A 22,389-nucleotide genomic window follows, 5' to 3' on the forward strand; every position below is an offset into this window, starting at 1 on the left:
GCTAGCCCTTGAATTTCTAGCGCGATACGGAAGGCGCGGTGGTCGAGTGGGCCGCCGCGCTTTTTTCGTCGGCGCTTAGCTGGGCCTGCAATTGGAAGGTGACCTGCTGGCAGGCTTCTACCTTCACCTGCGCATCCTTCAGCGCGTTTTGCGTAACGGTGAGCTGCCAGTAAAGAAAGAAAATCAGGCCCAGCGCAATGGCCAGGGTCACGATAAAGAGGATGTTTTTCACGATGAGAAATACTCGAGCGAATGAATTACCAAATTAAAAATCGTTTGTCATTGCGAGCTTGCGAAGCAATCGCATCCGAACGACTCAGGGTATCGTTCTGGGGCGATTGCTTCGCGGGCTCGCAATGACAAACGATTTTTAATTTGTTGAATGGCTAGCCGTTATATCACCGTGTTCGGGTCGAACTGCTCTAGGTAATCGGCTACCTTGCGCACGAACATGCCGCCTAGCGAGCCATCGACCACGCGGTGGTCGTAGCTGTGGCTGAGGAACATAAAGTGGCGCACGCCGATGAGGTCGCCCTGGGGCGTCTCAATCACGGCGGGCTTCTTCTTGATGGCACCCACGGCCATGATAGCCACCTGCGGCTGCATGATGATGGGCGTGCCCATGACGTTGCCAAACGAGCCCACGTTGCTGAGCGTGTAGGTGCCGCCTTCGAGGTCGGCGGGCGTGAGCTTGTTGATGCGGGCGCGGGCGGCCAGGTCGTTCACCTTCTTGGTGAGGCCGTTGAGGTTGAGCTGGTCGGCGTTGTGAATGACCGGCACGATGAGGTTGCCGCTGGGCAGCGCCACCGCCACACCCACGTTGATGTCGCGCTTCTTGATGATGTAGTCGCCATCAATCGACACGTTTATCAGCGGGTAATCCTGGATGGCGCGGGCCACGGCCCACACAAAAAGCGGCGTGAAGGTGAGGTTCTCGCCGGTGCGCTTCTTGTAGGCATCCTTGTGCTTGTTGCGCCAGTGCACCAGTTCGGTCACGTCGGCCTCCACGAAGCTCGTGACGTGCGGCGAAATGCGCTTCGAGTCCACCATGCGCTGGGCAATCATCTTGCGCATCCGGTCCATCTCAATCAGCTCCTGGCCGCCCGATACCGAGGGCGCGGGCTTGCTGGCGGGGGCCGCCTGGCCATTGGCACCGGGGGCGGGGCTAGCCTTGGGCGCGGGCGCGGCGGGCTTGGCTTCGGGGGCCGGCTTCGTTTCGGGGACAGGCGCGGGCTTGGGGGCGGGCGCAGCTGGCTGGGGCGCCGGGGCGGCAGGGGCCGCCGCGGTTGGCTGCAGCGAGGGCTTGCCGGCGGCTACGTGGTCGAGAATGTCCTTTTTGGTTACGCGGCCTTCCTGGCCGGTGCCGGGCAGGCGCTCCAGCTCGCTCATGCTGATGCCTTCCTCGCGGGCAATGCTGAGCACCAGCGGCGAGTAGAAGCGGCCTTCCTGTACGGGCAGGCCGGCGCTGGCCGGCGCCGGGGCCGATACCGGGTTGTTGGGGCCGGGCAGGTAGGGCACGCCTTCGTCGCCGGCCGGGGCCTCGTGCAGCGGGCGCACATCTTCTTGCACGGGCGGGTTGGCGCTGGCTTCTTCGAGGTCGTCGGTGTTCTCGCTGGGGGCCGGGGCAGTGGCGGCATCGGTTTCGATGCGGGCGATGGGCGCGCCCACGGCCACCACCTGGCCTTCCTGCACCAGAATTTCGGCCAGCGTGCCGGCGTAGAGGGCGGGTACTTCGGTATCTACCTTATCGGTCGCTACTTCCAGCACCGACTCATCTTGCTCAATGGCGTCGCCAACTTGCTTGAGCCATTTCAGCACGGTGCCTTCCATGATGGATTCGCCCATCTTGGGCATCGTCATTTCCACTCGGGCCATAATCAGGGGGCTGGGGGTCTTAAAAACGTAGGGTGGGGTGGGAGGGAGTTTCGGGCCACAAAGGTAGGCAGAAGCCAAACGCCCCCGCACCGGCAGGCCGGGCGGGGGCGTTTGGCTAAGGTGGCGAAACTGATTTATTTGTTGCCTTGCGGTTTGGGCTTGTCACCTGTTTTGTTTTTATGGCCGGATTCGGTGTCATCTGAACTAGAGAGTCCTTCCCCAAGACGGACGATGCGGCTACGCTCAACGATGGGGAGCTGATAATTTTTGCGCTGCGTAGCGGCTTTTCTTTCAAGTACTGCTGGCATGTTACGGCAAGTTGTTGAGGTGGAGAATCAGGAGGAGGGAAAACGAATTTAAGCAGTAGACAGCTAACCAACGTCCAGGCAACTGTAATGCCGGACCATAGAACGGCCCGATTGTAAGCAGTATGGGAGTTGGTAAGCTCTTGGCCATTTATAGTAATCGCCGCCTGGTTGGCAGCAATTTCGAGGAGTAGAACATCTTCGTAGCTTTTACGGATAACCTCGTTAAATTCAGCAGGGTCTAATCCGCTAGCTGCCTCGCGTTCTAACATTACGCTGAAGAATAACCAAAAGGTGTAGGCCGCCGAGCCTAGTAGCGGCAGCAGCACCAACAACCTCCACCAGCTGAAGGGCAAAGCTTGGCTGAAAAAAAACGTTAGCAAGGCCGTAAGCAGCGTTACAAACATTCCAGCATTTTGCCGGCGATGCCTAATTATTTCATCCTGTTGTTGCAGGTAATTTTTAGACTTCTCAGCTACAAATTCAAGTTGCTGGCAGCCTAGTGATACTGTGACTTCTTCGGGGAGAGGTAGCTCTGCGGGTGGTTCCATACGCGTCGATTTGACTAAACTACCCCAGTACCACCTCCACCACGTCCGAGCGCTCGCCCACAGGCTTGTCGTCCTTCATCAGGTGCACGCAGTACTCGTAGCGGCCGTGCAGGCCGGTTTCGGTGTCGATGTAGGGCGAGCGGGTGTCGAAGGCTAGTGGGCGGCCCCAGTCGGCAGAGCCGGCCGGGCGGCGGAAAACCTGCACGCCATCCTGGCCCAGCTTGCTCCAGTCGAGGCGCAGGCCCTCGGCCGAGGGACGCTGCTGGAGAGAAGGCTTGAGGCTGACGCTCTGGGCCGAGGCGGGGCTGCTGAGCCATTGCATATCCTGGCCTATGGCTGCGGAGTAGGCGGGGTGGGTTTTGGCGCGGGCAATGGCGGCGCGGGTGGCAGTGGTGTAGGCATCGATGGCCGCATCGCGGGCCACTACGGCGGCGCGGGCTTGGCTCATAGCGGCCTCAGCTGCCCCGATGCTGGCGAGCACAGCTTGGTCAGCGGCGTTGTGCTGGGTGGTTTCGGCTTCCGAGTAGCCGAGGGTGGGGGCGTAGCCAGCCCGTTTGGTGGTTTGAAGGCGCACCCACTGGGCAAAGTCGCCCAAGGCCTGCGGAATAAAATCGCTCACGACAAAAAAGAAAAGTAAAAAGGCAAAGCAATACTACGTCCCAATTCTTCTATTTTAAAGCACGCGGGTATTTAGGTAGCCTAGCCGGGGGGCCAGGCCGGTGGGCCGGGGTGCTGGGCGGGCTAGCCGGGAAGTAAGGCCTGCGTTCTGGGGAGTTTTGCGGGAGCGCCAGGGGGCGGCCCCGGCCTACCGGGAAGTTTTGCGGGAAAGTCGGGAAACCGAGCCGGGCTGCCGGGGCCGCTGCCCGGGGCGCCGGCACGGAGGCCAGGGCCGGTTTCAAGCGGTACAATCGGGGCGTTGGTCGGGGTTTGGAGGTAAAAAGGGGCCAGTGGCATCGCCAGGCCGTTTTTCGGCCACTCGTTTGCAAAGGGATAGTCAACCAGCCGCCGGCGCCCAGGCCGCCGGCGCCCAGGCCGCCGGCGCGGTTGGTTTCTTTCTCCTTTCCTCCAGCATTCTTTTTTCCACCGTCATGAAATCTTTCCTGTTTGCCGCCCTCGCTACCGCTAGCCTGCTCGCCAGCCCCAGCGCTTTCGCCGCCGCTCCTCTCGACAGCCACGACCGCGATGGCCGCTACGAGCAGCAGCGCCCCGGCGACCGCGACTTCAACTACGGCTACGACCGCAACCACCGCGTGAGCCGCGAAGAAATAGCCCGCTACCAGGCTCAGCACCGCAACGACAACCGCGGCCGCGACAACGACCACTTCGACCGCAACCAGAACTACGGCTTCGACCGCGACCACCGCGTGAGCCCAAGCGAGCGCCGCGACTGGGAGCGTGGCCACAACTACGGCTACGCCCAAAACCACCGCGTAACGCCCCAGGAGCGTGCCCGCTGGGAAGCCCAGTACCGCCGCTAAGCCTTAAACCTCCGGGTCGGGCCGGCCTCTAACCCCTGGTTGGGGTCGGCCCTGGCTTTTATCCTTCCTTTTTTCAGCTCATTACCCATGAAAAAGTTTCTGCTTCCGCTGCTGGCCCTAGCACTATCGGCCACGGCGGCCTCGGCCCAAACCACGCCCGACCAGGCCGGTGGCCGCCCCCAGCTCAACCCCGAGGCAATGGCTGCCCGCCAAACCGAGGGTCTTACCCGGCAGCTAGGCCTCAGCGCCGACCAGGCGGCCCGGGTGCAGCCCATTTTGCTGGCCCGCAGCCAGGAAATGATGGCCATGCGCGGCCAGATGCAGGCCGGCACCGCCGACCGCGACCAGCTGCGCACCCAAATGCAGGCGAGCCGCGCCAAATACGACGACCAGCTCAAGACCATTCTGACCCCCGAGCAGTTTGCCCAAATGCAAACCATGGAGGCCAGCCGCCGCCAGCGCGGCGGCCCCGGCGCCATGCCTGCGCAAGATGGCAAGGTGAAGGAAAAGGACGGCAAAGTGAAAATCAAGACCAAAACCGACGCCTAGCCCGTAGCTGGCCACTAAGCTGCTACTAAAGAAAGCGGCCGGCCACGCAAGTGGCCGGCCGCTTTCTTTAGTGCTACAGCGCGGGCTTAAAACAAGCCGGTAGTGCGCCGGCGGCTGCTTTTGTGGGCGCGCATCGGGCCTTTGTGCCGGGCCGTGGCGCGGCCATTGCCATGCAGGAAGCCGAAGAGCCCGCCGCCATCCGGGCGGCTGTGGTTGCGGTAGGTGCCGTAGTGGTGGGTGTAGTCGCCGGCGAGCTTGCGGCTGCCGTGGCGCTCGGGCTTCGAGAGCCAGAACGGCCAGCTAGCCCGGTAGGCCGGCCGCGCGGTGGCCGGGGCCGCCGCTGCCAGCAGCAGCAGCAAGCCGGCCAAAAAAGCAAAGCGTGTCATCGGTTTATGCAGAAGAAAAGGTAGTTGACGGCGTGGCCCGGGCCACGGGTAGCACCTTGCTACTACCTCTTAAACTGCGGCCTGGCCCGAATTAGTACAGCCGCGCCCCGGCGCTAGCGGGGAGCGGCACTTTACTCGACCAGCGGGGGCTTTGCCTCTGCCAATGCCCTGGCCCCGACGCGGCCCAAAAAAGCCGCTTACCCCAAAGGGCAAGCGGCCTGGTAAATCAAGGTGGCGAGCTTATTTGCCGCCGAGCAGCACGCCCACGTAGGCCTGAAACGCCGAGTTGCGGGCGTTGCGGAAGTCGTTGTTGCTGTAGCCGTCTTTGGCAAAGTCGGTGAAAGCGCCGTTGTAGCGCACCCCTAGCAAGAAGCCCTGGCTCGACTGAAAGCCGAGCCCGCCCACGTAGCCCAGCTCGTTGCGGTTCACGTTGTCGAGGTTGGTGGTGCCCGAGCCGGCCGTACCCACCACGTTGCCGTTGGCAGTCTGGGTGCGGTCGGTCGAGATGTTCATCAGGTAGCTGTACTGCGGGCCCACTTCAAAAAACACGCCGCTCACCTTGAGGCGCACCAGCACGGGCACATCGAGGTAGTCGTAGCGCACGCTGCCGGTGTTGCGGTAGGTGTTGCCAAGCACCGTGTACGATTGGTCGGCATACTTGAAGCCTTTTTGCGAGTACAGCACCTCGGGCTGAATCGAAATCAAATCATTGGCCAGCCCGAAGTTGACCATCACCCCGCCGTGAAAGCCAAAGCGGTTGTTGTACTGGCTCTGGTTAACGAGGTCGCCCGAGAGGTTCGAGAGGTTGGCGCCGGCCTTCAGGCCGAAGAGGACAGATTGGGCACGGGCCGCCGGGGCGGCTGCTACTGCCAGCAGCGTAGCTGCCGCAGCGCCGATAAGTAGTTTTTTCATGGTGCGAGATACGGTTCAGGTTAGAAATCGGTTTGGGCGGGGCCAGCCAGCAAATAACCCCACCCGGATGCTAGCCGTCTAACTCTTTCGCCCCCACTTCTATTGTCTCCATGAGTCTTTGGCAAATAATCCAGCGCCTGCTGCCCTTCGTGCGGCCCTATCGCCGCCTGGTCATCAGCACGCTGCTGCTCACGCTGGTGGGCTCGCTGGCCGCGCAGGTCAACCCGTTTGTGCTGCGCTACACCGTCGATACGGTGCAGGGGCTGCTGAACCGCGGCCTAGGGCTAGCCCAGGGCTGGCAGATGCTTATCTGGGTGAGCGCCCTTCTGCTAGGCAAGGAATTGCTGAATACGGCCATCACCTTCGGCCAGAAATACTACGGCGAAAAAATCCGCATCAGCGTGTCAGGGGCGCTGGCCGAGGCCGCCGTGACCAAAATTCTGGGCTACGAGCTGGGCTTTTTCTCGGAAGGAGCAAACCAAACCGGCAAGCTCCAGACTCGCATCGACCGCGGCGTGGAGAGCCTGATGAAGCTGGTGCAGAACTTCTTTATCGATATTCTGCCGCTCTTCGCCAACGCCATCGTGGCGCTGGTAGTCATGTTTCTGGCCAATAAGTGGGTGGGGCTGGTGGCCACGTCCATCCTGCCCGTGTACTTCTGGCTGAGCTACCGGCAGGCCGACCGCCTCAACGGCACCCGCCGCCACCTGCGCGCCCTGCGCGAGGAAAAAAACCACGGCCTCATCAGCATCATCGACAGCATTGTGGTAATCAAGAGCTTCGTGCGCGAAGCCTACGAGGGCGACAAGCAGCTGGCCGTGCAAGACAAGCTGGAAGCCGCCCAGCTCCAAACCCGCAAGACCAACTTTCGCTACGACGGCCTCAAGTCGTTTTTCGAGCAGATTGGCGTGGTGGCCATCATCGTGCTCACGGCCTACCTGGTGCTAGCCGGCCAGATGAGCATAGGCGCTATCATGTTTCACGTGCTGCTCTTTAACAACGTATCGGCGCCCATCCGGCAGCTGCACCGCATCTACGACGAGATGAACGAGGCCCTGACCTACGCCGAGGGCTTTTTCGCCATCCTCGACGCCGACGACCAGACCGAGCGCCCCGGCCCGCTGCGCCCCGCGCACCTCTACGGCCGCTTCGAGCTGCGCCACGTCAACTTCACGTACCCTAGCGGCACGGCCGCCCTGCACGATGTAAGTCTGACCATCGAAGCCGGCAAAACCACCGCCCTGGTGGGCCTCAGCGGCGCCGGCAAAAGCACGATTATCAACCTGCTTTGCGAGTTTTACCGCCCCGACAACGGCGGCGTCTTCCTCGACGGCCAGCCGCTGAGCGAGTACGACACGCCCGCCCTGCGCCAGCAAATTGGCCTGGTGCTCCAGAAAAACCACATTTTCAAGGGCACCATTGAGGAAAATATCCGCTACGGCAACTTCAACGCCACCCAGGCTGAGATAGAAGCCGCCGCCCGCCAGGCCTACCTCCACGACCAGATTCTGGACCTGCCTAAGGGCTACGGCAGCGACGCCCAGCAGCTCTCAGGCGGCCAGCAGCAGCGCATCGCCATCGCCCGGCTCTTCCTCAAAAACCCGCCCATCATCTTCCTCGACGAGCCCACCGCTAGCCTCGACGCCATTGCCACCGAGCAAATTAAAAACAGCCTCGACGCTATTAAGCAGGGCCGCACGGTGGTTATCATCTCCCACAGCCTCGCCCAGATTGTGGACGCCGACTGCATCTACGTGATGAAAAAAGGCGAGATGGTGGAAAGCGGCACCCACATGGAGCTTTACGAGAAGCGCGGCACCTACCGCGAGATTTTCGACGCCTCGGCCCGCAGCCTCAATATCGAGAAGCTAGCCAAAACGATGGCCGATGATGGTGATGAGGTGCTGGATACGGCGCTGTAACTTTGCAATAGCAATATTATCCTCTAAGAGCCAGTAGCCTCATGATTGCAAATACAAAAAATTGGCTAGCAGCTTATTACAAGATAAGCGAAGAGAAGATAGAAAGTTATTTTAAGGACGAAGATGTGCCTGGATTTTTGATTATATGGACTATTTTTGAACAGAAGTTATTTGGCGGATTCGTTAAAGTTGGTAATATTAAGAATCACTCGGTAAAGGAGTTAGATAAAATTCTGTTTGCGTTAGAGACTGAATTTATTTTCTTTTTTGAAGCTTATCAAGACAAAGCCAGATTTAAAAACCTAAGACACGACCAAAAGGCAGAGGAAATAAGTTTATTATTGTCTGTTGATAAAAACAAACTAAGTGCAGAAAACAAGCTCTACATTTTGTTATTCGTAGTTTACAGGTACCGAAATAATATTTTTCACGGCAATAAGCCAGTACCTTCTTGGTCTCGGTACAGAAAAGAAATAGGTTACTGCGTTAATATTATGAAGTGCTTGTTAGAGGCTTAGTACAAGAATGATATATAGTATGCGGAAGCTGAACCGAAGTTCAAAATCCGCCTTTGCATGTTTGTCTCTCATGTTGGAGAAAGAAGTTAGGTGCTTGACCACCTGCTTTTTTGAAACCCCGGTTGCGCCAACAGCCGGGGTTTCGTCTTTTTAGGGACTTGCCGGGGTGAGGTAAAATAACCGTGCAACGGGCCAAAGATGTAGCCGCGTAGCGCTGGTTAACCTACCCAATTGCCGCCCGCGTAAACTCGCTCAGCACCAGCCGGCCGCTGATGGCGGCGCGCTCTACAAGTAGCGTATCCCAGTGCGCGGTGCCGGCCCAGAGCACTTGCTTTAGCTCGCGCATGGCCTCGGGCGAGGAGGCAGCCAGGCGCTGGGCCAGGGCCTGCACGGCCGCGTTGAGGCTAGCCAGGTCGGGCAATACCTCGGCGTAGAGGCCGTGGCGGGCGGCCCACTCGGCCGGGCGAAACTGCGTGGCATCGATGGCGAGCTGGCCGAACGCGGAGGTGCCGATTTTGCGCTCCACGGCCGGGCCGACTACGAAGGGGCCGATGCCCACGGCCAGCTCGCTGAGCTTTATGGCGGCGTGGGTGGTGGCCAGGCAGTAGTCGGTGGCGGCGGCTAGCCCCACGCCGCCGCCCACGGCCTTGCCCTGCACCCGCCCGATGATGAGCTTGGGACAGGTGCGGCAGGCATTGATAACGTGCGCGAAGCCCGAAAAGAAAACCAGCCCCTGCGCCGCATCAGCCACGGCGCGCAGCTCGTCGAAGCTGGCGCCGGCGCAAAACGTGCGCTCGCCCTCGCTTTGCAGAATGATGACTTTGGTAGCTTCTTCCTGGCCTAGCCGGGTGATGGTTTCGGCCAGCTGGGCCAGAATAGCGCCGGGCAGCGAGTTGTGGGCCGGGTGAAAGAACGTGACGGTGGCGATGCCCGCGGCATCGGTAGTGGCGGTAACGTGGCCGGCGGTGAAATTACTCATAGTGCAAGGTTTCGCCGGGTAAAGCGAGGCTTCACAGGGTTATTAAAAACGGCTGTCATGCTGAGCCTGCCGAAGCATCTTGCCCGCATTCTTGGGTTAGTAATCCCTAGCGGTGCTAGCAAGATGCTTCGCAGGCTCAGCATGACGAACGCGTTTGGGTGGGTTTTACTTACTGCTGATTCTTCTTTTTCACCATCGTCAGAATCGTAGCCACGGCCACCGTGTCGCCGGTTTCGTCGGTCACGGTGACGAGCCAGCGCACGATGCCTTTGGCGATATCGGTTTCGTCGCGCTTTTCCTGGCCAATTTTTTCTTTTACCGTCAACTTCACGCCGATGGTGGTGCCGGGGTACACGGGCTTGGTGAAGCGGCACTCGTCGAGGCCGTAGTTGAGCAAAACCGGGCCTTTGCGGGGGTCTACAAACATGCCGGCCGCTTTGCTAAGCACGTAGTAGCCGTGGGCCACGCGGCCGGTGAAGAGCGTGCCTTCCAGCGAGGTAGCATCGATGTGGGCGTAGAAATTGTCGCCCGAAATGCCGGCAAAGGCACTGATGTCGGCCTCCGTTACGGTATGCTTGTGGGTGGTGTACGTCTCGCCGATTTCCAGTTCCTCGAAGTAACGCTGGAAGGGATGCTTGTCGTACTCTACCTGCTTGGCACCCGTCTGATACACCTCCGTAATGGCCGTGAGCATGCTCGGCGAGCCCTGCAGCGCCACGCGCTGCATGAAGTGCTCGACGCCCCGGATGCCACCCATTTCCTGGCCGCCGCCGGCCCGGCCGGGGCCGCCGTGCACGAGCTGCGGCAGGGGCGAGCCGTGGCCGGTGCTTTCCTTGGCCATCTCGCCATTGAGCACCAGGATGCGGCCGTGGTGGGTAGCCGCCCCTAGCACAAACTCCTGGGCCGTGCGCGGGGCGTTGGTGGCCAGCGAGCACACCAGCGAGCCCTTGCCGAGGTTGGCGAGCCGCGTAGCCTCGCCCAAATCGTGGTAGGGCATGAGCGTCACGACCGGGCCGAAAGCTTCCAGCTCGTGGCTGTCCAGGTGCTCAAACGGCTTGTCGTTGCGCAGCACGATGGGCGAGATAAACGCGCCCCTGGCCGCGTCGGCCCCGCGCTCCTTGCCCAGGATTTCTACGTTGTCGAGGTCGCCGTACACGATGGGCGTAGTTTTGGCGAGCTGGCGCACCTGCTGGCGCAGGCGCTCGGCCTGCTCGCGGCCAGCCAGCGCCCCCATGCGCACGCCCTCGGCCTGCGGGTGGCCAATGGTGGTCTGGGCCAGGGCTTTGCCGAGGGCAATCTGCACGTCTTCGAGCAAATTGGCGGGCACGATGGCGCGGCGAATGGCCGTGCATTTCTGCCCGCACTTGGCCGTCATTTCCTTGCGCACTTCCTTGATGAAGAGGTCAAACTCGGGCGTGCCGGGCGTGGCGTCGGGGCCTAGCACGGCCGCGTTGAGCGAGTCGGCCTCCAGCGTAAAGGGCACCGCCTCGCTGATGATGCGCGGGTGGGCGCGCAGCCGGGCGCCGGTAGCCGCCGAGCCGGTGAAGGTGACCACATCCTGGTACGTAACGTGGTCGAGAATGCCCTGGCCCGAGCCCACCACGAGCTGCAAGGCACCCTCGGGCAAGATGCCGCTGGCGATAATCTCGCGCACCACAGCCTCGGTGAGGTAGGCGCTGGGCACGGCGGGCTTCACCACGGCCGGCATACCGGCCAGCAGGTTCACGGCAATTTTTTCGAGCATTCCCCAAATGGGGAAGTTGTAGGCGTTGATGTGCACGGCCACGCCCTCGCGGGGCACCAGCAGGTGCTGGGCCATAAACGTGCCGCCCTTGCTCAGGCCCACCGGCTCGCCCTCCACGTAAAACGGCTTGTCGGGAAACTTGCGCCGCAGCGAGGCATTGGCAAACAGGTTGCCGATGCCGCCCTCAATGTCAATCCAGGAGTCGGCGCGGGTGGCGCCCGAGCGGTAGCTCAGCTCGTAGAAAATCTCCTTCTTTTCCTGCAAGTGAAAGGCCAGGGCCTTGAGCATCCGGCCCCGCTCGTGGAAGGTCATGCGGCGCAGGGCCGGGTTGCCCACGCGGCGGCCGTAGGCCAGAATCTGCTCAAAGTCAAAGCCTTCGGTGTTGGCCAGGGCGATGACCTCGCCGGTGCTGGCGTCGCGCAATTCGTGCGGGTCGGCAGCGCCGGGCGTCCAGCGGCCGAGGGTGTAGTTTTCGAGGGTGGGCGTCATAACTAGATAGGAAAGAGGCAGAAATGAGCGTCTGTCGCGCTGAGCGCAGCAAAGCGGCGTCGAAGCACCTTGGTAAGGATACTAACTCCTGAGTCTGGCAACGAAGCGAACAAGATGCTTCGACTCCGCTCCGCTGCGCTCAGCATGACAGACGTAATGAGTTGATTTACATGCGCTCAATAATCACGGCGTAGCCCTGGCCGACGCCGATGCACATGGCCACCAGCGCGTAGCGCTTTTGCTGCGCGTGCAGCTCCAGGGCAGCCGTGTTAAGCAGGCGGGCGCCGCTCATGCCCAGCGGGTGGCCGAGCGCGATGGCGCCGCCGTTGGGGTTGAGGCGCGGGTCATCGTCGGCCAGGCCAAAGGCCCGGATGCAGGCCAGCGACTGCGCCGCAAAGGCTTCATTCAGTTCGATAATATCGATGTCATTCAGCGTGAGGCTGGCCTTTTGCAATGCTTGCTGGCTAGCCGGCACCGGGCCGATGCCCATGATGCGCGGCTCCACGCCGGCCACGCCCATGCTCACGATGCGCGCTTTGGGGGTGAGATTGTGCTGCCTGATGCCGGCTTCGGAGGCTAGCAGCAGGGCGGCGGCGCCGTCGTTGAGGCCCGAGGCGTTGCCGGCCGTCACGGTGCCGCCGGCTTGGCGGAAAGCGGGGCGCAACTGGGCTAGCCCTTCGAGAGAGGTGTTGGGCTTGAGAAATTCGTCTTCGGCAAAAAGCAGCGGCTCGCCCTTGCGCTGCGCAAGGGGCACGGGCGCAATTTCCTGGGCTAGCCGGCCGCTGCGCTGGGCAGCGGCGGCTTTTTGCTGCGAGGCCAGGGCAAATTTGTCCTGGTCGCCACGGCTGATGCCGTACTGGTCCACGAGATTTTCGGCGGTTTCGCCCATCGCGTCGGTGCCGTACTGCGCTTGCAGGGCGGGATTGATGAAGCGCCAGCCGAAGCTGGAATCGGCCAGCTGCGAGTCGGTGCCGAACGCCTTGGAAGGCTTTGACATAACGAAGGGCGCGCGGGTCATGCCCTCGACCCCGCCGGCCACAAACAGGTCGCCGTCGCCGCTGCGAATGGCGCGGGCGGCCGCGATACCCGCCGACAAGCCGCTGGCACAGAGGCGGTTCAGGGTTTCACCCGGCACGGTAGTGGGCAGGCCGGCCAGCAGCGCGGCCATGCGGGCCACGTTGCGGTTGTCTTCGCCGGCCTGGTTGGCGCAGCCCAGGATAACGTCGGCCACGGCGGCCGGGTCGGCGCCCGGCTGGCGGGCCAGCAGCGCACGAATAACGTGGGCCGCGAGGTCATCGGGCCGCACGGTGGCCAGGGAGCCGCCAAAGTTGCCGATGGGCGTGCGCACGCCGTCAATGATATAAGCCTGATTCATGATGAATATAAATCGTTGTCATGCTTCGCTGCGCTCTGCATGACATTCGTTAGGAATTAGCAGCTACATTTTCGTGGCTGGTGCGGTAGGCCGTGCCCTTGAAGAGGGCTAGCCGCAGGCCGTTCTGGTTGCGAATGCTGACCTCGTACACGCCCACGCGGTGCTTGAGGCTGGCCTCGGTGGCCTCCACCGTGATGGTATCGCCGGGCCGGCCGGCCTCCAGGTAGTCGATGGTGACGGTGAGGCCCACGCTCTGGCGGCCGTGGGTGTTGCAGGCAATGGAAAACGCCGTGTCGGCCGCCGCGAAGGTGACGCCGCCGTGCACCATGCCAAAGCCGTTGAGCATTTCGGGGCGTACCGGCAGGCGCAGGCGGCAGTAGCCGGGCCGCACTTCCTCAATAATGACCCCTAGCCACGCGCTAAACGGGTCGCGGGTGGTAAGCCACTGCTGCACCGCGTGGTGGGCCTGGCGGGCCGGGTTTTCAGGAGCACTCATGCCGGAAGAAATAGCTGGTGGGAGGCCGCTAGCCGGCGCAGCAGCATGCTGGCGCGGTAGCGGTCCTCGTGGTAGTCGTGGTAGAGGCCGTCGAGGGTAGCCAGCACCGTGGCCGGCCCCAGCTCGTCGGCCCAGGCCAGCAGGCCTTTGGGGTAATTGACGCCGGTGGTCATGGCCAGCTCCAGGTCGGCGGCCGAAGCCACGCGCAGGTGCAGCGCCTCGGCCGCCTCGTTGATGAGCATGGCCACTACGCGTTGCACAATGCGCTGGCCCAACTCAGCATCGCGGGTGGGCGCGGACTGGCTAGCCCCGGCCGCGTAGTCGTAGAAGCCGCGCCCCGCCTTGCGGCCGTAGTAGCCGGCCTCAAACAGCCGCCGCTGGGTGAACGACGGCCGGTAGCGCGGGTCGTAGAAAAAGGCCGTGAACACCGATTCGGTGACGCGGTAATTCACGTCGTGGCCGATAAAATCCATCAGCGCAAACGGCCCCATGCGAAAACCACCCAGCTCGGTCAGCGCCCAGTCGATGGTCGCCGTGTCGGCGATGCCTTCCTCTAAAATCCGGATAGCCTCGCCGTAGAAGGGCCTGGCCACGCGGTTCACGATAAAGCCGGGCGTATCCTGGGCCAGCACCGGGCGCTTGCCCCAGCCAGCCACCAGCGCCTTCATCTCGTCGGCTAGCCCCGCCCGCGTTTGCACTGCCGGAATGATTTCGACCAGCTGCATAAGCGGCGCCGGGTTGAAAAAATGGATGCCCACGAAGCGCCCGGGGTGCTGGCAAGCCGCCGCAATGGAGGTGATGGAGAGCGACGACGTATTGCTGGCCAGCACGCAGTCGGCCGCCACCAGCGCTTCTACCTGCCTGAAAGCCTGCTGCTTCACCACCAGGTCTTCCACAATGGCTTCGATAACCAGGCCGCAATCGGCAAAGTCCCGCATGTCGGCCGTAGGGTGCAGCCGGCCGATGGCCGCTTCGGCGGCCTCAGGGGTGAGCTTGCCTTTTTCGGCCAGCTTGCGGAGGCTGGCGGCGATGCTGGCCGTGGCGTTGGAGAGAGCCGCCGCGTTTTGGTCGAGCAGGCGCACCGGGTGGCCGGCGGTGGCTACCACTTGCGCAATGCCCGCGCCCATCGCGCCGCTGCCGATGATTCCAATAATCATTCGTTGGTTGGTCGTTGTCAGTGGTTGGGTGTTCGTTGTGGTGTCGCGGCTGCCGTTGTTTACAAGCGAAAAGCTAACCACCACCAACGAAAAGCGAACAGGCTACTGGCCGGTGAAGGTGGGCTGGCGCTTTGCCAGAAAGGCCGCTACGCCCTCGCGGTAATCGGTGGTGTGGCCAGCGCGCAGCTGGTAGTCGCCCTCGGCGCGCAGCTGCTGGGCCACGTCGTTGGTGAAGGAGCTGTTGAGCAGCTGCTTGGTGTAGGCCAGGCCTTTGGTGGGCAGGCTGGCCATTTTGTGGGCTAGCCGGGCTACTTCCTGGTCAAAGCTTTCGTCGGCGAAAGCCTTGTAAATCATGCCCATCTGCACGGCTTCGGCAGCGCCCACTTTGTCGCCGGTGAGCATGAGCGCACTGGCGCGCTGCAAGCCCACGAGGCGCGGCAGAAAATAGGTGCCGCCGCTGTCGGGTACCAGGCCTATCTTGCTGAATGCCTGAATAAAAGCCGCCGACTCCTTAGCCACTACGATATCGCAGGCCAGGGCCAGGTTGGCGCCCGCGCCAGCCGCCACGCCGTTCACGGCCGCGATTACGGGCTTCTCCAACTCTCTGATGAGCAGCACAATCGGATTGTAGTGCTTCTCCACAATCTCCGACACATCGGGCGCATTTGGCCCCGTAATCTCGGCCAGGTCCTGCCCCGCGCAAAAGGCACGGCCGGTACCCGTGAGCACCACGGCCCGCACGGCGGCATCGGCCTGGCACTCGCGCAGGTGCTGCTGCACAGCCAGGGCCAGCGGCTTGTTGATGCTGTTGAAAACGTCGGGCCGGTTGAGCGTGAGCGTAGCCACGCCCTCGGCGAAAGTGTAGAGCAGGGAGGTGTCGGACATGAAATTTTGGATGTTCTGGTGGGTAACCTCACCCCCTAGCCCCCTCTCCTTGGGGAGAGGGGGAACTAGCACTAGTTCTAAATCTAGCTTCTATGCTAAAACCAAAAACTAGTTCCCCCTCTCCCCAAGGAGAGGGGGCTAGGGGGTGAGGTTGTATCAAGCGTGGCATTTGAAATAATCGAACGGCTCGCGGCAGTCGTCGCACTGGTACAGCGCCTTGCAGGCCGTAGAGCCAAACTGGCTGACTAGGTGCGTGTGCGCCGACTTGCAGAGCGGGCAGCGCACGGCCGTATCCTGGCCAAACAGGTTGAGGATGTGGCCGGTAGCCGTGCCGTCGATGGGCGGCGCAATGCCGTACTCCTCCAGCTTGGCGCGGCCGGCCGCGCTCATCCAGTCGGTAGTCCAGGCCGGACTGATTTGATTTTTGATGATGAGCTGCGTGTAGCCCTCGGCCAGCAGCCGCAGCCGGATGTCGGTGGCGATGGCGCTCATGGCCGGGCAGCCCGAGTACGTGGGCGTGATGGTAACCGTAACGTGCTCGCCCGCTACCGCCACGGCGCGCACAATGCCCAGGTCCAGAATGCTGAGTACGGGCACTTCCGGGTCGCTCACCTCCTCCAGCAATTGCCAGATGCGGGCTTCCGTCGGGGGGAGGGCAGAAGCGGTTACCACGTGAGGCCAGGGTAGGTGCGTTGCAGGTATTGCAGCTCGGCCAGCAGGTAGCCCAGGTGCTCGGAGTGCCGGCCGCTTTTGCCCCCTAGCTGCGCAAAGGGCGGGGCCGGCTCCGGCACGGTGGCCTCGGCCAGTACGTGCGCGGTGTGGGCCTGCACGGCGGGCCGCAGCGCCGCGTAGTCGGGCACCAGGCCTAGCTCCTGCAGCTGGGTTTCGGTGGCGGTGGGTGTAGTTAGCTCGCCGGCGAAGCGCCAGAGCGTGGCAATGGCCTTGTCGAGGCGGCGGCGGCTTTCGGGGGTGCCGTCGCCGAGGCGAATCATCCACTCCGAACTCCACTTGAGGTGGTAGGCGGCTTCCTTCAGCGACTTCTCGGCAATGGAGGCCAGCCGGGCATCGGGGCCGTCTTTCAGGCCTTTAAGCAGTTGATAATGAAAATTATCGAATAGAAACTGCCGCACGATGGTGTGGGCAAAGTCACCGTTGGGCTGCTCTACCAGCAGCGGGTTGCGGTACTCCACGGCCGGGCGCAGGTAGGCCAGGTCGTCTTCGGCGCGGCCCTGGCCCTCCAGCTCGGCGGCGTATTGGTAGTAGCTGCGGGCCTCGCCCAGCAGGTCGAGGGCGATGTTGGCCAGCGCCAAATCCTGCTCCAGCACGGGGCCGTGCCCGCACCACTCCGAGAGGCGGTGCGCCAGGATGAGGCTGGTATCGGCCAGCTGCAGCACGAAGGGAAACAGCGGGCTAGCGGTGGCAGTAGAAGCGGCAGTTAGTTCGGGCTGGGTGGGAAGCATAAGCCGCAGATTTACATGTGTTTAATAGAGTCCGGCACGTCGTAGAACGTGGGGTGCCGGTACACTTTATCGGCGGCCGGGTCAAAAAATTCGGCCGCTTCATCGGGGTTGGAGGCGTGGATGTGAGTCGACTCGACCACCCAGATGCTCACGCCTTCGAGGCGGCGCGTGTACACGTCGCGGGCGTTTTGCATGGCCATCGCTGCGTCGGCGGCGTGCAGGCTACCCACGTGCTTGTGGTCGAGGCCCTGCTTGCTGCGGATAAAGACCTCCCACAGAGGCCATTCGGAGTTGTTCATTGATTATTTACTTTCTGGCAAACCTAGCGGGGCGCCTCACCCCCCGGCCCCCTCTCCGAAAAGGAGAGGGGGAGCCGATTGCAAGCGAACGAGTGCAGTCGTTGGTATTCGTCAAGCTCCCCCTCTCCTTTTCGGAGAGGGGGCCGGCGGCGAGGCGCCCCGCTAGGTTCATTAATTATTAGGCCGCCACGGCCTCGCGGGCCTTGCGCTTGGCAGCGTGGGCCAGCGCGGCCTCGCGCACCCAGGCGCCTTCCTCGTGGGCTTGCACGCGGGCTTGCAGGCGCTCGTGGTTGCAGAGGCCGTTGCCTTTCACCACGGCCCAAAACTCATCCCAGTTCACCTCGCCGAAGTCGTAGGCCTGGCGCGCCTCGTTCCACTGCACGGCGGGGTCGGGCACGGTAAGGCCCAGAAACTCGGCCTGGGGCACCATCATATCCACGAATTTCTGGCGCAGCTCGTCGTTGGTGAAGCGCTTGATGCGCCACTTCATGCTCTGCTCGGTGTTGGGCGACTCGCTGTCTTTGGGCCCGAACATCATCAGCGTAGGCCACCACCAGCGGTTGAGGGCCTCCTGGGCCATCTCTTTCTGCACCGGCGCGCCCTCGCAAAGCGTTTGCATAATCTCGAAACCCTGGCGCTGGTGAAAGCTCTCCTCCTTGCACACGCGCACCATTGCCCTAGCGTAGGGGCCGTAAGAGGTGCGGCACAGCGGCACCTGGTTGAGGATGGCGGCGCCATCCACGAGCCAGCCTACGCAGCCCATATCGGCCCAGCTCAGGGTGGGGTAGTTGAAAATGCTGCTGTACTTGGCCTTGCCCGAGTGCAGGTCGGCCAGCATCTGGTCGCGCGAGGTGCCCAGCGTTTCGGCGGCGCTGTAGAGGTACAGGCCGTGGCCCGCCTCGTCCTGCACCTTCGCCAGCAAAATGGACTTGCGCTTGAGCGAGGGCGCCCGCGTTATCCAGTTGCCTTCGGGCAGCATGCCCACCAGCTCGGAGTGCGCGTGCTGCGAAATCTGCCGAATCAGCGTTTTGCGGTAGGCCTCCGGCATCCAGTCTTTGGGCTCGATGCGGATGTCGGCGTCGATGCGGGCCTGAAACTGGGCTTCGGGCGTGAGGTCTTGGGCGAGGGTTTCCATAAGCAGACAACGAATACTAACAAGTGTTAGTTTTTCAAAGGTAAGGAAAATTTGCGCAACAAAGTGGGCTAGCCCGGCGGCTACACCTTAGCCGTGTCATCGCCCAGCACATCCTGCACGTACAGCATCTTCACCAGCACCGTAATGATGGCGATAATGGGCGTGGCCAGCGTGAGGCCCAGCAGCCCCGTAAACGAGCCGATGATGAGCTGCCCCACCAGAATGAGCGCCGGCGGCAGCGAAATGAGCCGCTGCTGCAACACCGGCGACACGGCCGCGCTTTCCAGCGTTTGGGCCGCCAGGTACAGCAGCAGCACATACAAGGCCATGTGCGGCCCGCCGTTGAAGAACGCCAGCAGCAGCGCCGGCACCATCGACACCACCGGCCCGATGTTGGGAATAAACGTGACCAGGCCCGCAAACAACCCTAGCACGCCCGCCAGCGGCATGCCCAAAAAGCTGAGCCCCAGCACCGTGAGCACGCCCACGAACAGCATGGAGGCCAGCCGGCCCACCACCCAGCTCACGAGCGTGCTGCTGATTTTATCGAGTACTTCGTTGGCGCGGGCGCGGCCGGCCTTGGGCACCAGCAGCACCAGCCCGGCGCGGTAGGTTTTGGGCTGAATAACCAGAAACACGGTCAGGAACAGGATGACGTAGCCATCGGCCAGGATGCTGAAGGTGGTCGAAAAGATGCCCGTGGCGCGGCCCAGCCACTCCGAGGTGCCGCCCATTATTTTGCGATAATCGAAGTTTTCGCCGGCCAGCCACCGGCCCCACTCAGTGGTGCTGATGCGGGCCTGCGCCGTGCGAATGGCCTCGGGCAGCTGCTGCTGCAAGGTGCTTACCTGCGCGCCGATTTTAGCCGAAAACAGCCAGCCCATGCCCCCTAGCAGCGCCAATACCAGCAGCGACAGCAGGGCCACCGCTAGCCCCGTGGGCAGGCCCGTACGGCGGTTCAGCCACTCGGCCCCCGCCCGCAGCGGCAAGGCAATCAGCAAGGCCGCCAGTAGCCGCAAAAACACGCCAAAGGCCAGTCCCAGCAAGCCCAATAGCCCGAGCACCAGCACAATAAGGCCGAGCGCCGCCAGCACGCGGTAAACGTAGGCAGCGGTAACAGGAGCGGAGGGCTGATTCATGCGCAGGAAAAAAGAAGGCTAGCTGATATACTCTACCGAAAGCGACAGGCTCTGAGGTGAAGCTTACGCAAAAAGCTGGGCGGTAGCCACGCAGGGCCCTTATTGGTCAAAGTCTACCGTTGCTTCGGGCGAGGTAGGCCGGGCCTGGCACGTGAGTACGTAGCCCTTGGCTACTTCGGCTTCGGAGAGTGAGTAGTTAACGTCCATGGCGGCGGTGCCGGCCGTAACGCGGCCCAGGCAGGTGCTGCACATGCCGTTTTTGCACGAGTACGGGGCGTCGATGCCGGCGGCCAGGGCCGCATCAAGCACCGTATCGCCGTAGTACGACATATCGAGGCGGTAGGCGCGGCCGTCGAGGCGCACGGTTACCTGGCTTTTCTGGTCATCCTCGCCGGCCGGGCGGGGTGGGGCGGCAGTTTTGGCGCCGCCGCCCGCCGAGGCAAACAGCTCGAAGTGAATTTTCTCGGGCGCCACGCCGGCCTCGGCCAGGGCCTGGCGCACGCCGTGTATTATTTCCTCGGGGCCGCAGATGAAGGACTCGTCGAGGCTGGCGGCCGGGATAAGTTGGCGCAGCAGCTGCGTCGTTTTGGCCTGGTCTACGCGGCCGTAAAACAAGTCGCTCTCGCCCTGCTCGCGGCTCAGGATGTGGTACACGCTCAGCCGGCCCATAAAGGTATTCTTCAGACCCTCAAGCTGTTCCTTGAAAATAATGGAGTTGCGGCCCCGGTTGCCGTACACCAGATACACCTGGCTGCCCGGCTCCGTCAGCAGCACCGTGCGCGCAATGCTGAGGATGGGCGTGATGCCGCTGCCGGCCGCAAACAGCGCGTAGCGCCGGGCCTGGCCAGGGTGCAGCGTGGGCGTGAAGCGGCCCTGCGGCGGCAGCACGTCGAGGGTGTCGCCGGGGCGCAGGCCGTCCTCCACGGCCAGGGTCGAGAAGCGGCCGCCGGGCACCTTTTTGATGGCCACGCGCCATTCGTCATCGAGCGGGCTGCTGGCAATGGAGTAGCTGCGACGCAGCTCCTCGCCCCCGTGCTCGCGGCGCAGCGTGAGGTACTGGCCCGGCTGGTAGCGAAAGGTTTCGCGCAGCTCGGCCGGCACCTCAAAGGCCAGCGACACGCAGTCGGGCGTTTCGCGGGTGATGCTCTTGATTTTTAACTTATGGAAACGGCTCATTTACAAATGCTTATTTTGGCAATACTCATTGGCCATGCAGAGCGCAGCGAAGCATCTCGCTCGCTTCGTCTGCACGGTTGGGGCTAGGGCAGCGAGCGAGATGCTTCGCTACGCTCTGCATGACCAATGATTTTTACTTTCTCTACTTCAACTCGCGCAGGTCCCTCACCCGGTTCAGTTTGCCGCCCTCGCTGCGCGGTAGTTGGCCACAGCCCAGCAGGTTTACGCGCATGCTGAGGCCGATATTGTCCTTGATTTTTTTGGCAAACTGGCCCTGGAGCTGGCGCAGGCAGTCGTGCTCGGCTACATGCGCGGCGGTGAGCGCGGTCGTGGCTAGCCCCAACTCGCGCAATAAGGGTTCGGCTACCTCCACGTTCACTTCTACCTCATCGAGGCTGCCGCGCCGGGTGGCTACCACCTGGTAGTGGGGGCTGAGGTGGGCTAGCCCGCTGATGATGTCCTCGACCTGCGTGGGGAAGAAATTAACCCCGCGAATGATGAGCATATCATCGGCCCGGCCCCGGATGGGCCCCATCTTCACGTGGGTGCGCTTCACCGAGTGGTGGTAGTAGATGTTGGTGATGTCGCCTGTCCAGTAGCGCAGAATGGGCAGGGCCTTCTTCGTTAGCGTGCTGAAAACCAAGACGCCCAGCTCGCCCTCGGCCACCGGCTCGCCGGTGTCTTTGTCCACTACTTCGGGGTAAAAGTGGTCTTCCCAGATGTAGCTGCCGGTGCCGCGCTCGTCCACATCTTCCTGCGAGATGCCGGGGCCTAGTATTTCGCTCAGGCCGTAGATATTGGTGGCTGCCACGCGCAGGCCATCCTGCACCTGTGTGCGAATAGCCTCGCTCCAGGGCTCGGCCCCCAGCACGGCCAGCTTCAGGTTGATGGCCTCCGGGGCGATGCCGCGCCGGTGCAGTTCTTCGGCCAAAACCTGGGCGTAGGAGGGAGTAGCGCAGATGATTTCGGGCCGAAAATCCTGGAGCAACTGCAGCTGCCGGTCGGTGCTGCCGCCCGATACCGGAATGACCGTGAGGCCCAGCCGCTCGGCGCCGTAGTGCAGGCCTAGCCCGCCCGTAAACAGGCCATAGCCGTAGGCATTCTGCACTTTCATGCCCGGCCGGCAGCCGGCAGCGGCCAGCGAGCGGGCCACTACCTCGGAGAAAATGGCGAGGTCGCCGGCCGTGTAGCCCACCACCGTAGCCTTGCCCGTGGTACCGCTGGAGCAGTGCAGCCGCGCTACCTCGGCCTCGGGCACCGCGAAGAGGCCGAAGGGGTAATTATCCCGAAAATCAGCCTTCCTGGTAAAGCCCAGCCTGGTCAGGTCTTCCAGCCCGCGAAACGTGGCCGGGTCGATGCCCGCCTCGGCAAACCGGCGCTGGTAAAATGGCACCCGCGCCGCCAGGTAAGCTACCTGCTCCTTGAGCCGGGCGTTTTGCAGGGCGCGCAACTGCGGCAGCGGCAGCCGTTCGATGTCGGGTTGAAAGAGCATGGCGGGGCTAGGGTGGGAGGGAAGCCTACTAACGATGCAAAACTAACGAACGTTAGTTATAAAGCGA

General features: G+C 62.5%; 23 protein-coding genes. 4 read left to right on the forward strand and 19 right to left on the reverse strand.

Going from position 1 to position 22,389, the window contains the following annotated elements:
- Positions 1-16: 16 nt before the first annotated feature.
- The 4 genes from Q5H89_RS15220 to Q5H89_RS15235 form a co-directional block, all read right to left on the reverse strand.
- Positions 17-232 carry a hypothetical protein gene (locus Q5H89_RS15220; RefSeq protein ID WP_305020199.1) on the reverse strand — a complete coding sequence of 72 codons (216 nt, stop codon included), beginning with the start codon at positions 230-232 and terminating at the stop codon, positions 17-19.
- Positions 233-393: 161 nt separating this feature from the next.
- A complete protein-coding gene (locus tag Q5H89_RS15225) occupies positions 394-1,875 on the reverse strand; it encodes a dihydrolipoamide acetyltransferase family protein (RefSeq protein ID WP_305020200.1) in 1,482 nt (493 codons plus the stop codon).
- Between the two features lie 115 nt (positions 1,876-1,990).
- On the reverse strand, positions 1,991-2,731 hold the full coding sequence (locus Q5H89_RS15230) for a hypothetical protein (RefSeq protein WP_305020201.1): 741 nt from the start codon (positions 2,729-2,731) through the stop codon (positions 1,991-1,993).
- A 19-nt stretch (positions 2,732-2,750) separates the two neighbouring features.
- Positions 2,751-3,350 (reverse strand): hypothetical protein, encoded by a 600-nt coding sequence (locus Q5H89_RS15235; protein ID WP_305020202.1) that lies wholly within the window; start codon positions 3,348-3,350, stop codon positions 2,751-2,753.
- 469 nt (positions 3,351-3,819) lie between these two features.
- On the opposite strand from Q5H89_RS15235, the gene Q5H89_RS15240 reads away from it, so the two are divergent.
- Together Q5H89_RS15240 and Q5H89_RS15245 are read left to right on the forward strand one after the other, a co-directional pair.
- Positions 3,820-4,209 carry a hypothetical protein gene (locus tag Q5H89_RS15240; RefSeq protein WP_305020203.1) on the forward strand — a complete coding sequence of 130 codons (390 nt, stop codon included), beginning with the start codon at positions 3,820-3,822 and terminating at the stop codon, positions 4,207-4,209.
- A gap of 87 nt (positions 4,210-4,296) precedes the next feature.
- Positions 4,297-4,758 carry a hypothetical protein gene (locus Q5H89_RS15245; RefSeq protein WP_305020204.1) on the forward strand — a complete coding sequence of 154 codons (462 nt, stop codon included), beginning with the start codon at positions 4,297-4,299 and terminating at the stop codon, positions 4,756-4,758.
- A gap of 86 nt (positions 4,759-4,844) precedes the next feature.
- On the opposite strand, the gene Q5H89_RS15250 is transcribed toward Q5H89_RS15245, so the two are convergent.
- Positions 4,845-5,144: a hypothetical protein gene (locus Q5H89_RS15250; protein WP_305020205.1), complete on the reverse strand. Its 300-nt coding sequence runs from the start codon at positions 5,142-5,144 to the stop codon at positions 4,845-4,847.
- A gap of 240 nt (positions 5,145-5,384) precedes the next feature.
- Complete coding sequence (locus Q5H89_RS15255) at positions 5,385-6,056, reverse strand: porin family protein (RefSeq protein WP_305020206.1); 672 nt, start codon at positions 6,054-6,056, stop codon at positions 5,385-5,387.
- Positions 6,057-6,166: 110 nt separating this feature from the next.
- Between Q5H89_RS15255 and Q5H89_RS15260 the strand changes: the two genes are divergently transcribed.
- Both Q5H89_RS15260 and Q5H89_RS15265 read left to right on the forward strand, forming a co-directional pair.
- Positions 6,167-7,978 (forward strand): ABC transporter ATP-binding protein, encoded by a 1,812-nt coding sequence (locus Q5H89_RS15260; RefSeq protein ID WP_305020207.1) that lies wholly within the window; start codon positions 6,167-6,169, stop codon positions 7,976-7,978.
- Positions 7,979-8,019: 41 nt separating this feature from the next.
- Positions 8,020-8,496 carry a hypothetical protein gene (locus tag Q5H89_RS15265; RefSeq protein WP_305020208.1) on the forward strand — a complete coding sequence of 159 codons (477 nt, stop codon included), beginning with the start codon at positions 8,020-8,022 and terminating at the stop codon, positions 8,494-8,496.
- Between the two features lie 223 nt (positions 8,497-8,719).
- On the opposite strand, the gene Q5H89_RS15270 is transcribed toward Q5H89_RS15265, so the two are convergent.
- The 13 genes from Q5H89_RS15270 to Q5H89_RS15330 form a co-directional block, all read right to left on the reverse strand.
- Entirely contained in the window at positions 8,720-9,475 is a 756-nt protein-coding gene (locus tag Q5H89_RS15270; RefSeq protein WP_305020209.1) for an enoyl-CoA hydratase/isomerase family protein, read from the reverse strand.
- A 169-nt stretch (positions 9,476-9,644) separates the two neighbouring features.
- Entirely contained in the window at positions 9,645-11,708 is a 2,064-nt protein-coding gene (gene paaZ / locus Q5H89_RS15275) for a phenylacetic acid degradation bifunctional protein PaaZ (RefSeq protein WP_305020210.1), read from the reverse strand.
- Between the two features lie 166 nt (positions 11,709-11,874).
- Positions 11,875-13,083, reverse strand: coding sequence for a 3-oxoadipyl-CoA thiolase (gene pcaF / locus Q5H89_RS15280; protein ID WP_305020211.1), 1,209 nt, complete (start codon positions 13,081-13,083; stop codon positions 11,875-11,877).
- A 49-nt stretch (positions 13,084-13,132) separates the two neighbouring features.
- On the reverse strand, positions 13,133-13,579 hold the full coding sequence (locus tag Q5H89_RS15285; protein ID WP_305020212.1) for a PaaI family thioesterase: 447 nt from the start codon (positions 13,577-13,579) through the stop codon (positions 13,133-13,135).
- Entirely contained in the window at positions 13,576-14,736 is a 1,161-nt protein-coding gene (locus Q5H89_RS15290; RefSeq protein WP_305020213.1) for a 3-hydroxyacyl-CoA dehydrogenase NAD-binding domain-containing protein, read from the reverse strand. The genes Q5H89_RS15285 and Q5H89_RS15290 overlap by 4 nt, the downstream gene beginning before the upstream one ends.
- Before the next feature lie 102 nt (positions 14,737-14,838).
- Positions 14,839-15,621 (reverse strand): enoyl-CoA hydratase-related protein, encoded by a 783-nt coding sequence (locus tag Q5H89_RS15295; RefSeq protein WP_305020214.1) that lies wholly within the window; start codon positions 15,619-15,621, stop codon positions 14,839-14,841.
- Between the two features lie 156 nt (positions 15,622-15,777).
- Positions 15,778-16,293: a 1,2-phenylacetyl-CoA epoxidase subunit PaaD gene (paaD, locus tag Q5H89_RS15300; protein WP_305020215.1), complete on the reverse strand. Its 516-nt coding sequence runs from the start codon at positions 16,291-16,293 to the stop codon at positions 15,778-15,780.
- Positions 16,287-17,081: a 1,2-phenylacetyl-CoA epoxidase subunit PaaC gene (paaC, locus tag Q5H89_RS15305; protein WP_305020216.1), complete on the reverse strand. Its 795-nt coding sequence runs from the start codon at positions 17,079-17,081 to the stop codon at positions 16,287-16,289. Before paaC ends, paaD begins: the two co-directional genes overlap by 7 nt.
- 11 nt (positions 17,082-17,092) lie before the next feature.
- Positions 17,093-17,380 (reverse strand): 1,2-phenylacetyl-CoA epoxidase subunit PaaB, encoded by a 288-nt coding sequence (paaB, locus tag Q5H89_RS15310; protein WP_305020217.1) that lies wholly within the window; start codon positions 17,378-17,380, stop codon positions 17,093-17,095.
- 178 nt (positions 17,381-17,558) lie between these two features.
- Entirely contained in the window at positions 17,559-18,515 is a 957-nt protein-coding gene (paaA, locus tag Q5H89_RS15315) for a 1,2-phenylacetyl-CoA epoxidase subunit PaaA (RefSeq protein WP_305020218.1), read from the reverse strand.
- A gap of 80 nt (positions 18,516-18,595) precedes the next feature.
- On the reverse strand, positions 18,596-19,654 hold the full coding sequence (locus Q5H89_RS15320) for an AI-2E family transporter (protein ID WP_305020219.1): 1,059 nt from the start codon (positions 19,652-19,654) through the stop codon (positions 18,596-18,598).
- A gap of 99 nt (positions 19,655-19,753) precedes the next feature.
- Positions 19,754-20,830, reverse strand: a complete 1,077-nt coding sequence (locus tag Q5H89_RS15325; RefSeq protein ID WP_305020220.1) for a 2Fe-2S iron-sulfur cluster-binding protein — start codon at positions 20,828-20,830, stop codon at positions 19,754-19,756.
- Positions 20,831-20,972: 142 nt separating this feature from the next.
- Complete coding sequence (locus Q5H89_RS15330; protein WP_305020221.1) at positions 20,973-22,322, reverse strand: AMP-binding protein; 1,350 nt, start codon at positions 22,320-22,322, stop codon at positions 20,973-20,975.
- Positions 22,323-22,389: the final 67 nt, after the last annotated feature.

Origin of the sequence: Hymenobacter cheonanensis, assembly GCF_030581075.1 — a bacterium.
Classification (GTDB): Bacteria; Bacteroidota; Bacteroidia; order Cytophagales; family Hymenobacteraceae; genus Hymenobacter.